Source organism: Herbaspirillum sp. Her2, assembly GCF_057961375.1.
Map to the genome: position 1 here is coordinate 4,211,295 of NZ_CM176331.1, position 12,835 is coordinate 4,224,129.

At 63.0% G+C, this 12,835-nt stretch carries 11 protein-coding genes; 8 read left to right on the forward strand and 3 right to left on the reverse strand.

Annotated features, from left to right (window positions below):
• The first annotated feature begins 134 nt into the window (after positions 1-134).
• From ACWHXP_RS19150 to ACWHXP_RS19160, 3 genes are all read left to right on the forward strand, one after another.
• Complete coding sequence (locus ACWHXP_RS19150; RefSeq protein ID WP_489635274.1) at positions 135-797, forward strand: helix-turn-helix transcriptional regulator; 663 nt, start codon at positions 135-137, stop codon at positions 795-797.
• A gap of 73 nt (positions 798-870) precedes the next feature.
• Positions 871-1,848, forward strand: a complete 978-nt coding sequence (locus ACWHXP_RS19155; RefSeq protein ID WP_121042449.1) for a threo-3-hydroxy-L-aspartate ammonia-lyase — start codon at positions 871-873, stop codon at positions 1,846-1,848.
• A 113-nt stretch (positions 1,849-1,961) separates the two neighbouring features.
• The gene (locus ACWHXP_RS19160; protein ID WP_489624409.1) at positions 1,962-2,321 is read left to right on the forward strand and encodes a 5-carboxymethyl-2-hydroxymuconate Delta-isomerase; all 360 of its coding nucleotides are present in this window, start codon (positions 1,962-1,964) and stop codon (positions 2,319-2,321) included.
• Positions 2,322-2,472: 151 nt separating this feature from the next.
• On the opposite strand, the gene ACWHXP_RS19165 is transcribed toward ACWHXP_RS19160, so the two are convergent.
• Positions 2,473-2,883 (reverse strand): VOC family protein, encoded by a 411-nt coding sequence (locus ACWHXP_RS19165; RefSeq protein ID WP_489624408.1) that lies wholly within the window; start codon positions 2,881-2,883, stop codon positions 2,473-2,475.
• Between the two features lie 551 nt (positions 2,884-3,434).
• On the opposite strand from ACWHXP_RS19165, the gene ACWHXP_RS19170 reads away from it, so the two are divergent.
• Positions 3,435-4,523 (forward strand): GGDEF domain-containing protein, encoded by a 1,089-nt coding sequence (locus ACWHXP_RS19170; protein ID WP_489635843.1) that lies wholly within the window; start codon positions 3,435-3,437, stop codon positions 4,521-4,523.
• Positions 4,524-4,614: 91 nt separating this feature from the next.
• On the opposite strand, the gene ACWHXP_RS19175 is transcribed toward ACWHXP_RS19170, so the two are convergent.
• Entirely contained in the window at positions 4,615-5,844 is a 1,230-nt protein-coding gene (locus ACWHXP_RS19175) for an arabinose transporter (RefSeq protein ID WP_489635273.1), read from the reverse strand.
• Between the two features lie 187 nt (positions 5,845-6,031).
• On the opposite strand from ACWHXP_RS19175, the gene ACWHXP_RS19180 reads away from it, so the two are divergent.
• A complete protein-coding gene (locus tag ACWHXP_RS19180; RefSeq protein WP_489624406.1) occupies positions 6,032-6,664 on the forward strand; it encodes a TetR/AcrR family transcriptional regulator in 633 nt (210 codons plus the stop codon).
• Between the two features lie 7 nt (positions 6,665-6,671).
• Here the strand turns inward: ACWHXP_RS19180 and ACWHXP_RS19185 are convergent, their stop codons facing one another.
• Entirely contained in the window at positions 6,672-7,694 is a 1,023-nt protein-coding gene (locus ACWHXP_RS19185; RefSeq protein ID WP_489624405.1) for a LacI family DNA-binding transcriptional regulator, read from the reverse strand.
• 417 nt (positions 7,695-8,111) lie between these two features.
• Between ACWHXP_RS19185 and ACWHXP_RS19190 the strand changes: the two genes are divergently transcribed.
• The 3 genes from ACWHXP_RS19190 (at position 8,112) to ACWHXP_RS19200 (ending at position 12,763) form a co-directional block, all read left to right on the forward strand.
• Entirely contained in the window at positions 8,112-9,257 is a 1,146-nt protein-coding gene (locus ACWHXP_RS19190; RefSeq protein WP_134221106.1) for an ABC transporter ATP-binding protein, read from the forward strand.
• Between the two features lie 61 nt (positions 9,258-9,318).
• Positions 9,319-11,295, forward strand: coding sequence for a beta-galactosidase (locus ACWHXP_RS19195; protein WP_134221105.1), 1,977 nt, complete (start codon positions 9,319-9,321; stop codon positions 11,293-11,295).
• 220 nt (positions 11,296-11,515) lie between these two features.
• Positions 11,516-12,763 (forward strand): ABC transporter substrate-binding protein, encoded by a 1,248-nt coding sequence (locus tag ACWHXP_RS19200; protein WP_051057388.1) that lies wholly within the window; start codon positions 11,516-11,518, stop codon positions 12,761-12,763.
• The last annotated feature ends 72 nt before the right edge of the window (positions 12,764-12,835 follow it).

Here is a 12,835-nt window from a genome sequence, read left to right on the forward strand (position 1 = left end):
GGCTGGAAAAACCGGTCATGAATGAGAGCTCATGATAGCAACAGCCGCCGTCTTGCAGTCCGCAACGGCCCTCGCAAGCGGACGAGAATGCAGCGTAAAATCCAATCTATACACAACGTCTAATTTTAGATAATATGTATTGCATGAGCTCCCGCACCCGCAAAAAGAAACCCGACCGTCCCGACCACGCCCTGCTGCTTTCACAGTTGCAACAGGTAGCGCAAGGTCTGGGCGAGACCTTTGCGCCGTTCTGCGAAGTGGTGCTGCACGACCTGCGCGATGCGGATCACTCCATCGTCGCCCTGCACAACAACCTGTCCGGCCGCGAGGTCGGCGACGCCACTACCGAACTGGGTCTGGCGCGCATCGCCGACGAGAGCTATCCGCAGGTCCTCACCAATTACGCCAACACCTTGCCGGACGGACGACAAGCCAAGAGCACCTCGATCGGCATCAAGGATGCCGATGGCAAATACATGGCCGCGCTGTGCATGAACATCGACCTGACCCTGTTCAGTGCGCTGCAGGGCATGCTGCGCCAGTTCGGTGGCATCGACCAGGGCGTGCGCGTGGCCGAGACGCTGGAGCCGGCCGGTGCCGAAGGCCTGCGCAGCCGCATCGATGCCTTTGCCGCGCGGCTGTCGACTACGCCGCGCAGCCTCAAGGCCGAAGACCGCCGCCAGCTCATGCGTGAACTGCGCCAGTCCGGCTGCCTGGATATCCGGCGCGCGGCCGAGATCGTGGCCGCGCATCTGGGTGTCTCGCGCGCTACCGTCTACAACGACGAGAAGGAGTAAGCGCGGCCGTCACGCGCGCTCCCCGCCATATGCATCGTCACTGTCTCTTTCCATCCCACTTGAAGGAAACCTCATGATTCCCGTCTCCAGCGCTACCGAATCCCCCAGCTTCGCCGATGTCCTGCTGGCCGCCGAACGCATCAAGCCGTGGGCGCACAGAACGCCCGTCCTGCGTTCGCGCACGGCCGATGCAGAAGTGGGCGCACAGCTGTTCTTCAAGTGCGAGAACTTCCAGCGCATGGGGGCCTTCAAGTTCCGCGGTGCCATGAATGCGCTCTCGCAGTTCGACAGCGAACAGCGCAAGCATGGCGTCATCACCTTCTCCTCCGGCAACCATGCGCAGGGGACCGCGCTGGCCGCGCAATTGCTGGGCATTCCCGCCGTCATCGTGATGCCCGAGGATGCGCCGGCAGCGAAGGTCGCCGCCACGCGTGGCTATGGTGCCGAAGTGGTGATGTATGACCGCTATACCGAAGACCGCGAGGCCATCGGTGCGCGCCTGGCCGCCGAGCGCAAGATGACGCTCATCCCGCCCTACGATCATCCGCACGTGATGGCCGGGCAAGGCACGGCCACGCTGGAACTGCTGCAGGAAACCGGTCCGCTGGATGCGCTCTTCGTCTGCCTCGGCGGCGGCGGCCTGCTGTCCGGTGCGGCGTTGGCGGCGCGGGCACTGTCTCCCGATTGCAAGATTTATGGCGTCGAACCGGAAGCCGGCAACGACGGACAGCAGTCGCTGCGCGCGGGCCAGATCGTGCATATCGATACGCCCAAGACCATCGCCGATGGCGCGCAGACGCAGCATCTGGGCAAGTACACCTTCGACGTGATTCGCCAGCTGGTGGACGACATCCACACCGTCAGCGATGCCGAGCTGGTGTCCGGCCTGCGCTTCTTTGCCGAGCGCATGAAGATGGTGGTCGAGCCGACCGGCTGCCTGGGCTTTGCTGCCGCCCGCAAGCTGAAGGAGCAGCTGCAGGGCAAACGCGTGGGCGTCATCATCAGCGGCGGCAACATTGACCTGGGCAAGCTGTCGGGTTATTTGTCCTGATTATCTGGCGCATCAGTGAGCCCAATCGCACGCGACTTCGTTTTGGCCTACAGTGTTGAGCCCTCATCATTCAATGCTGATCCCTCCACTCACCCACAAGGACTGGAAACACCATGCCCCATCTCGTACTGGAATACACCGGCAATCTCGCCCTCGATGTGCAACCGACGCTGCTCAAGCTGAACCAGGCACTGGTGGCCAGCGGACACTTTGAAGAAACCGCCATCAAGGCGCGTGCCGTGCGTCTGGACAACTACCTGGTCGGTACCGCACCGGAGGCCAAACGTGCCTTCGTGGCGGTGCGCCTGGCCATCCTGACCGGTCGCACGCTGGAAGACAAGAAGCAGGTATCCGACCTGCTGGGCGCGGCACTCCAGAAGGACCAGAGCTGGCCCAAGGATCTGCAGGTACAGCTCACGGTGGAAGTGGTGGACATGCAGCGCGAGAGCTACTTCAAGCTCGCCCTGCAATAAGCTGCGGGCCTGCCTGCGCCATCACGGCGCGGCCCTCAAAACGAAAAGCCGCACGGTGCAGACCGGGCGGCTTTTTTTGCTGGTGCACGACAGGTGCGCGATATTGTTCTTGTGATGCCGCGCGACCGTGCGTGGTCAGTGCATCCGAGCTTCAGGATGCCAGTGCGGGTTCGCGCAGGAATTCGCGGAACTGCACCACGTTGCCTTCCGGATCAAAGCCATCGCAGGCACGGAAATCCGGACCACTCCATTCGTCCTCGGCCGCTTTCATGCCACCGCCGAGCTGCTGCGTGGCGAGTCGGGCGTGGGTGAGCGAACGCACGGGAAGGAACAGCTTCACCGGCACGTTCTCGCGCAGCACCGGTGGCGAAGTGATCTCCACCGTAGCTGCACTGGCTTGCGGAATCGCATGAATCACCAGCAGGAAATCCTCGGCTTCGATCACTACTTTCTCCGCCTGGGCCTGCTTGGGAACCACCGCCAGCACCTGCGCATAAAACGCGGCGAGGCGGGCTACATCTTTGGCGAACAGGACTGCGCCTGCTTTGGGCTGGGTCGACATCTCTGCTTTCAAAAACGTTGATCGGATCAAACAAGGAACGGCAGAGTTTATTTACGACCATCGCGCTTGGCAAGCATTAATCGTCTCCCTGTGGCGACAGCGTTATGTCGCCGCATGGCGACGCCCGTTCGTCGCCTTTCCCCCGACATATTGCAGAGCAATATAAGAATCCGCTGACACGCGAAAGTGGTGCTGTCCGATGTTCATTTCAGCGCGAAAAAACTAATGTCGCATATCGCCGGTAAGAGACTAATAAATCGTCAATTGTCAGCATGATCAGCCAAGCTGTTTGTATGTGATCGGAATAGCATCGTTTGCGCTACGAACGCGTATAAATTGTAAGAGGATGTTCCAAATCGGTTTACTTCCGAACTCGATCTGCTACCTTGATGTCGCAGGGCAACATGGTGTGTGGCGAAGAAAAAGAAAAATATTTCCACTTGCACACCGCTATGCCACGCCGTCCTCCCCACTGCAGTCCACTGCGCTGACGGCGACCAAACATAACGCAACACAACCCTCACGAGTATCGCGCCATGAACATTCGAGATTTGCACGCTCAGTACACTCCCGAACGCTCCATTTTCAAGCGGACCCAAGCTGCGCATCGCGCCATGACGGACAACGCCTCCCAGCGCATCGAGCTTGCGCACACCGACAGTGACGCCGATGCCTGGCTGGAGCCGGCCCTGTCCGACTTCATCTCGCTGGCCTCCAGCGTCTGCGGCACGCCCATGGGCATGTTCAGCCAGCTGCACGCAGACATCGGCCTGCAGCATCCTTACCTGTCGGTCAACAATGGCCGTGGCGATGCCCGCAACCAGTGGTGGCGCTTCCCCGGCCAGACCGGGGTGATGCGCAATGCGGTCGACTTCTCGCTGTGCGAAATGGCGGCACGTACGCCGGGCCAGATCACGGAAGTCAATGACCTGTCCAGCGATCTGCGCTTTGCCACCAGTGCGCTGGCACGCGGCAATCCGGCTGTGCATTTTTATGCGGGTGTGCCGCTGGTGTCGGGCAATGGCGACATCCTGGGCACGCTGTGCGTGATGGACCGCGTACCGCGCACCCTGACCCCGGCACAACGTGACGCCTTCCAGAAACTGGCACGCCAGCTGGAAGCACAGATCGACAGCCATCGCGCCATGCAGAAGCTGGAACAGCAGACCATGACCGATGCCCTGACCGGCATCGGCAACCGCCGCAGTTTCGATTCGCGCCTTCGAGAAGAATGGACACGCCATCTGCGCAATGCCCGTCCGCTGACCATGCTGATGGTGGACGTGGACTACTTCAAGCAATACAACGACACCTATGGCCACCCGGCCGGTGATGCGCTGCTGGTGCAACTGGCGCGCGTGCTGCGCTCGCCGTTGCGGGCCAGCGACTTCCTGGCACGTTACGGTGGCGACGAGTTTTCGCTGATCCTGCCGGATACCGATGAGACCGGTGCCATGCAAGTCTCGGAACGTATCAAGCAATCCGTGGCCCGCGTGAAGTGGCCGCACACCGACATCGAGATCAGCCTGGGCGCGGCGACCGTGACGCCTTCGGAGATGTGCGACTTCAGCGCCTTGCTGCATGCGGCTGACCAGGCCATGTATCAGCGCAAGCATGGGCGCAATCCGCGCAATGCATGAGCTCGCTGCTTGCCGCTGCTGACGCTTGGGCAGGAACGAAAATCGCCGCTGTGAAAACAGCGGCGATTTTTTTATAGTCCGTAGCGAGCTCTTATCGCCCTTGACTGGCAGGCGGTTTGGAAAGCAGAGAGAGCGCCACCAGCATCGACAAGCCTACCACCACGGCCCCCGCGAGATACACGCTCTGTAACCCTGCATGGCTGGCCAGCGCACCGGCCAGCGGGCTGGTGATGCCCAGCGACAGATCCAGGAAGGCCACATACGCCCCCATGGCCAGGCCGCGCGTCTGCGGTGGTGCGCGGCGCATCGCTTCCACGCCAAATCCGGGGAACACCAGCGAATAGCCAAAACCGGTCAGTGCCGCACCCGCATAGGCCATCCAGGCGCTATCGGCCTGCCAGATCAGCAACTGCCCGCACACCTCGATGACCACACACACGAGCGCCACTTTTGCGCCACCGATCTGATCCGGCAGATGGGCAAAGAACAGGCGCGCCAAGATGAACGCCACACCAAAGCTGGTGAAGGCCAACGAGGAATCCCCCCACGACCGTGCCGCAAACAACAAGGCGATGAATGCCGTGATGACGCCGAAACCGACGCTGGCGAGAGCCAGCCCCAGGCCAGGCTGCCACACGGCACCCAGTACTTGGTAAAAGGGCGTGCGGCGGCTGGCACCGGGCGCTACGCCACGCAGGGGACTGACGGCCAGCAGCGCCCCTATCGGCAAGAGCACGCTCACACCGGCAATCCCCGCAAATCCCCAGGCCTTGCTGACGGCCACACCCAACGGTGCACCGCCGGCCATGGCTGCATAGATGGCGATGCCGAGCCAGGCCATCACCTTGCCGCCATGCTGCGGCCCGACCAGCGCGATGCCCCAGCCCATGGTGCCGGTGATGACCAGGCTCTCGCCCAGCGCCAGCAGGACGCGTCCCGCCAGCAGTACCGCCACCGAGATGGCAGGCTGGTCCAGCCACAGCAGAGAGGCCAGATAGATCAACCCCGACAGCGCTGCGGCCACGAAGCCGCCGACGACGGCGCGCTTGGGGCCACGCAGATCCGCCACGTTGCCGGCCCAGGCACGCGAGAGCAGCGCCGCTGCAAATTGCGCACCGACCACCACACCGACTACGGTGGCGTTCATGCCCAGTGCCTCCTTCAGGTGCAAGGGCAGCACCGGCAACTGCAGGCCGATGGTGAGAAAGGCGATGAAGACGGCCAGCGTCAGCGGTGCAAGCGCCTGCAGGACGGATGTGCCGGTGCCGGCGGCGGTGGCCGGCGGGATGGAGTGAGGCGGGTCTGCCTGTTTTCCGTTCATGGGAAACCTCGAAGAAAATTGTGAAGGGTGGACTCAGGAATGTTGCGGAAGTCCCGTTGATGGCAGGAACGCTGCGCAGTAGAATGCGACGAATCCGTCATATTCCGTCGAATGGCAGTATGTGACGGATTCGTCAGGTTTCCTAGTCGCATTCCATTTACGTCTTCGCCTCTTCCCCCTTCTCCCCATGAACAAGCCCCGCCGCCCCGAGATTTCCCTGCGCAAGACACCGCAACAGGCCCGCTCCACCGAGCTGGTGGCAGCCATCCTGGAAGCTGCTGTTCAGGTTTTGCTGCGCGAAGGTGCGCCGCGTTTCACGACCGCGCGCGTGGCCGAGCGCGCGGGCGTGAGTGTGGGATCGGTGTACCAGTATTTCCCCAACAAGGCGGCCATCCTGTTTCGCCTGCAGGCCGACGAGTGGCAGCAGACAACGGCGATGGTGCGCCAGCTGCTGCAGGAGACGGACAAGCCACCGGCACGCCGCCTGCGCGAACTGGTGCATGCCTTTTTGCGCAGCGAATTCGAAGAGGCCCAGGTACGGATGGCGCTGGCCGATGCCGCGCCGCTCTACCGCGATGCGCGCGAGGCTGAAGAAATGCGCCACGACTGGGACGGCATCATCGCGCAGTTCATGCGCGAAGCCTTGCCGGGGGTGTCCGCGCCGCGGCGCAAACGCGCGGGGCAATTGATGATGACCACACTCACCACGGCGGGCGAACATCTTTCGCGCGGCACGCTGCCTGAGAGGGAAATACGCGCCCATGGCGAGGCCATGGCCGACATGTTCTGCGCCTATCTGGACAGCCTGCAGCCACGCTGAACCGCGCTCACACCTTGCGCTTGCGCGGCACCGCCGTGGAAGCCCGCTGCACCAGCTGCGGTGTCGCCGTCACGCGCATCACGGGCGAGGGACTGCGGCCCTCGATCAAGGCCAGCAGCAGGTCGATGGACATGCGCGCCGCTTCTTCCGTCGGCACCGCCACGGTGGTCAGCGCCGGACGCGAGACCCGCGCCCACTGGATGTCGGTGATGCCGATCACCGAGATGTCGCGCGGCACATTCATCCCCAGGTCGGCGATGGCGTTCATCGCACCCAGTGCCGGCAGATCATTGCTGGCGAAGATGGCCGTGAGCTGCGGCTCCTCGCGCAGCAGCGCGATGGTGGCCTGATACCCCGCCTCGACCGTATCAGCGATGTAGCGCGCACTCTGCAAGGTGTGCTTGACGCCGGCAGCGGCACAGGCCTCGACAAAACCGCGATAGCGTTCCGCGTGGATGCCGCTCTTCTTGCTGCCGACCAGCGCACCGATGTGACGATGGCCGAGCCCCAGCAGGTGCTGCGCGGCAGTCGCGCCAGCCGCATAGAAATCCACCGCGATGCAGGGCAGCTCGGGCGGGGCGTCCGGTTTTTCCCACATGCACAGCACCACCGGGGCGCCACGCCGCTCGGTCTTCTTGAGCTCGTCCATGGGCAGGTTGGCATTCATGATGAGCACGCCGTCGGAGAGCGTTCCGGCGATCTGGTCAAGGTAGGCGCGGCCGGTGTCGGGATCGTCGTTGGTATTGCAGACGATCAGGAAGCGGCCGCGCTCGCGCGCCGCACGCTCGGCCGCCAGGGCGAATTCCGGATAGAAAGGGTTGGCGATGCTGGAGACCACCAGCGCCAGCGTGGGCGCGCGCCCCTCAGCCAGGGCACGTGCGGTCAGGTGCGGACGATAGCCGAGCTGGGCGACCGCCTCCAGCACGCGCTGGCGCGTCTGCTCGCCGACCTTGCCGCGCTGGCGCAGGACATTGGACACAGTGGCCGAGGTGACACCGGCCAGACGGGCAACTTCGGATAAGGTGGTCATGGGTGCATGGAGTTGGAAGCCCTCGCATTCAAACCGCTTATGACGGGCTTGTCAACGCGCACACGCGGGCCGCGCTGCTCAAACTGAAGACGCGCCGCGCAGCCGATCCGTAAATGATTTACGCATTGTTCATCCGCGCCCCACTCCTTCAGAGGAACACAATCCTGACAAAACGCTGGCAGTTTTTCGTTACAGGATTGTTGTTGCAGAGGCCATCCAAGATGGGTATGATCGACCAAAATATTTGCCAACCCAACACGGCAACACGCTCAGAACAACGACGTGGAGACAACCCCCGATTGCATACAGGAAACTCAGGCGATCTTTTTTTTGGGTCACTTGATTAAGCGCTTAACCTGACGCTGCACCTGCCTCGTGGTGCCCTGCCCTGCAATCCATTTCTGCTAGGAAAACGTGATGGCCAGCATCAGCTTGCGTGCAGCACAAAAAGCCTACGGCGACGCACCGCCGGTAATCCGTAATGTCGATCTCGACATTGGCGAACATGAATTCTGTGTTTTCCTGGGTCCCTCCGGCTGCGGCAAATCCACGCTCCTGCGCAGTATCGCGGGCCTGGAAGATCTCACCAGCGGCGATCTCTTCATCGGCGGCAAGCGCGTCAATGACGTGCCGTCGGCGCAGCGTTCGGTAGCGATGGTGTTCCAGAGCTATGCGCTGTTCCCGCACATGACGGTGTATGAAAACATGAGCTTCGGCCTGACCCTGGCCAAGCTGCCCAAGGCCGAGATCGAGCAGAAGGTGCGCGAAGCGGCGCGCATCCTGCAGCTGGAAGAACTGCTGCAGCGCAAGCCCAAGGAACTCTCCGGCGGCCAGCGCCAGCGCGTGGCCATCGGCCGCGCCATCGTGCGCCGTCCCGGCGTGTTCCTGTTCGACGAACCGCTCTCCAACCTCGACGCAACCCTGCGCAGCCAGACCCGCATCGAGATCGCCCGCCTGCATCGCCAGTTCGAACAGGCCAGCGTGGTCTACGTCACGCACGACCAGGTCGAGGCCATGACCCTGGCCGACCGCATCGTGCTGCTGCATGCCGGTGCCGATACCCAGCGCTTCGGCAGCATCGCCCAGGTCGGTGCGCCCATGGAGCTGTATCACCATCCGCGCAATCGTTTCGTGGCCGGTTTCATCGGTTCGCCGCGCATGAACTTCCTGCCCGCGCAGGTGGTGAATGCGCAGGAGAACGGCATCCTGATCCGCCTGCAGCACAGCGAGGAAACCCTGCTGGTGGCGGCCAAGGGACCGGTGCAGCCGGGCCAGCCGGTGACCCTGGGCGTACGCCCCGAACACATGGAAATCGGCAGCCAGGGCCAGTACGGCATCACCCGCGAAGTGATGCTGGTGGAGCGCCTGGGCGAGCAGACCTATGTGCACCTGGACGAACCGGCCGGCCAGCCGCTGGTGGCCAAGGCCCCGGGCGATGCCCACATCGCGCGCGGCGAGCGCCTGCGCGTGTCGGTCGCGCCGAGCTGCGCCTACCTGTTCGATGCGGACGGGGTGGCGCTGGCGCGCACACAAGTTCATCCGGGCCTGGCCGCCGCAGCCTGAACAGGCAGTGCGCACGCGCCCTCTTCTCTTGACGCTTCACTACCGCTAAGGAACCACGATCATGTCGTTACGATTGGGAGTCTGTTACTACCCCGAACATTGGCCCGAGGCCATGTGGGAAAGCGATGCCCAGCGCATGAAGGCGCTCGGCATCAAGCAGGTGCGCATCGGCGAATTCGCCTGGAGCCGCATCGAGCCCTCGCCCGGCGACCTGCGCTGGGACTGGCTGGACCGCGCCATCGAGGTGCTGGCCAGCCACGGTCTGGAAGTGGTGATGTGCACCCCGACCGCGACCCCGCCCAAGTGGCTCATCGACCGTCATGACGACGTGCTGGCGGTGGATGCCAACGGCCGCGAACGCGCCTTCGGTTCGCGCCGCCATTATGATTTTTCCTCGGACTCGTATTACGAAGAATCGCAGCGCATCGTGCGCCTGCTGGGCGAACGCTACGGCCAGCATCCGGCGGTGACCGCCTGGCAGCTGGACAACGAATACGGCTGCCACCAGACCGTGGTCAGCTATTCGCCCTCGGCCCAGCGCCGCTTCCGCCAGTGGCTGCGCCAGCGCTATGGCAGCATCGATGCGCTCAATACCGCGTGGGGCACGGTGTTCTGGAGCATGGAATACCGCAGCTTCGACGAGATCGATGCGCCCGTCGGCACCGTCACCGAGGCCCATCCCTCGCATCGTCTGGACTATCGCCGCTTTGCCTCGGACGAAGTGGTGCGCTACAACCGCATGCAGGTCGAGATCCTGCGCCCGCTCTCGCCGGGCCGGCTGATGGTGCACAACTTCATGCAGATGTTCCTGGAGTTCGATCATTATCCGGTAGCGGCCGACCTCGATGTCGCCACCTGGGACAGCTACCCGCTGGGTGCGCTGGAAGTGATGTGGTACGACGCCGAAACGAAGGCCCGCTGGCTGCGCACCGGCCATCCCGATTTCGCCAGCTTCAACCACGACCTGTATCGTGGCATGTCGGCCCAGCCGTTCTGGGTGATGGAACAGCAGCCCGGCCCGGTGAACTGGGCGCACTGGAATCCGGCCCCGCTGCCCGGCATGGTGCGCTTGTGGAGCTGGGAAGCCTTCTCTCATGGCGCCGGCTGCGTCTCCTACTTCCGCTGGCGCCAGTGCCCGTTCGCGCAAGAACAACTGCATGCGGGCCTGAACCGCCCGGATAATCGCCTCGACGTGGGCGGTACCGAAGCGGAGCGCGTGGCCCAGGAAATCATCGCGGTGGAAAACGCCAACGGTGCCTTGGCCCAGCCGCGCGGCAAGGTGGCGCTGCTGTTCGACTACGATGCCAAGTGGCTCTTCGAGATCCATTTCCAGGGCATCGATTTCGAATATGCGCATTTCGCTTTCGACTATTACTCGACCCTGCGTTCGCTGGGTCTGGATGTGGACATCGTCCCGCTCAACGCCGATCTGCAAGGCTACGCCATGATCGTGGTGCCGCCGCTGCCCATCGTGCCGGACGACCTGCCGGGCCGCATCGCAGACAGTGGCGCGCAGGTGGTGTTCGGTCCGCGCAGCGGCTCCAAGACCAAATCGCTGCAGATTCCTTCGACCCTGCCGCCGGGCCCGCTGCAGCAGTTGCTGCCGATGCGCGTATGGCGCGTGGAATCGATGCGTCCCAACGTCAGCGAAACAGTACGGTTCGGTACGGAAGAAGGCCAGGCCCGCTACTGGCGCGACCTGATCGAAGCCGATGGCGACGGCCTGCAGACCATTGCCACCTTCGCTGACGGCCACCCGGCCATCGTGCAGAAGGAGCGTGCGCACTACCTGGCTGGGATCTTCGATGCCGGGCTGACCACGCGCTACTTCGAGCAGGTGGCGCGCGCCGCCGGACTGGCTCCGCAACGTCTGCCAGAAGGCCTGCGCCTGCAGCAGCGCGGCGGCCTGCAGTTCGCCTTCAACTACAGTGACGCACCGATCACGCTGCCGCATGCCGACGGCGCGCAGTTCCTGGTCGGACAGGCAGCGCTGGAACCGCAGGGCGTGGCGATTTATCGTCCGCGTACGCAAGGATAAGCAACACGCCGGCCTCACTCTGGAAGACAGCACGGCGGCTGCGGCAGCCGTGCATGAGCAGGCGACAGAACCTGCAGGATCCTGGAAAAATCTGGAAGATCCACGACACCGCCGTATCAACTTTTTAGAACTTCAAGACTTTTTAAACTTTATAAATTTTATAAACTGTTTAGCGGTTTCAATGGTTTCAACTGTCTGAACCAAACATTCGGAGACAACAATGAAGAAAATGATGCGCATGACCGTGATCGCCGGCTGCCTGGCCGCCTCCGCCGCCTGGAGCGCCGCCGCCCTGGCCGGCACGCTGGCCGTCAACATCGCCTACAAGGGCGCCGTACAGCGCACCGTGTGGCAATCCACGGTCGATGAATTCAAGAAGGCCAACCCGGACGTCGACGTCAAGGTGTCCTTCATCGAGGAAGAAGCCTACAAGGTACAACTGCCGGGCTGGCTCTCGACCCAGGCCCCGGACATCATCAACTGGCACAACGGCGAACGCATGGCCTTCTACGCCAGCCGCGGCCTGCTGGAAGACCTGAGCGAAGACTGGAAGAAGAACGGCTGGGACAGCACCTACGCCTCCACCAAGGAAGCCTCGTCCTGGCAGGGCAAGCAATACTCGGCACCGACCGTGTATTACTCCTGGGGCATGTTCTATCGCAAGGACCTGTTCAAGAAGGTCGGCATCGCGGCCGAACCCAAGAGCTGGGATGAATTCCTGGAGGCCTGCAAGAAGCTCAAGGCCGCCGGCATCGCCCCCATCGCCGTGGGTGGCCGTGACGCCTGGACCCTGGCCGGCTGGTTCGATTACCTCGACCTGCGCATCAACGGCAACGCCTTCCACCAGCAGTTGATGGCCGGCGACGTCGCCTACACCGACCCGCGCGTCAAGAAGGTCTACACCGCCTGGAAGAGCCTGATCGACAACAAGTATTTCATCGACAATGCGCTGTCCTATGACCTGGATGGCGCCCAGCCCTTCCTGTTCCAGGGCAAGGCCGCCATGATGCTGATGGGCACCTTCATCGCCAAGGGCTTCCCGGCCAAGCTGGCACCGGAGATGGGTTACTTCCAGTTCCCCATCATCGATGCCAATGTGCCGACCGCCGAAGAAGGTCCGACCGAATCCATCCACATCCCGGCCAAGGCCCGCAACAAGACCGATGCGCGCCGCTTCATCGCCTTCGTCGGCACGCCGGCCATCAGCGCCAAGCTGGCCGATGGCCTGGGTTCGCTGCCGGCCAACAGCAAGTCGCCGGCCCCGGCCGATCCGATCTCGCGCATCGGCTTCGAGATCCTCTCCAACGCCAAGGGCGGCATCTCGCAGTTCTATGATCGCGACATGACCAAGGAAATGGCCGATGAAGGCATGAAGGGCATGCAGAAGTTCGTCAGCGATCCGACCAAGATCGATGACGTGCTCAACGAGCTGGAACAAAGCCGCAAGCGTATCTACAAGAAGTCCTGATCGTCGTTGTTGATGCCTGGCTGGTCCAGGCAGCCCATCCGGGCCATTCCGCCTGCCCCGTGCAGCAGCGGA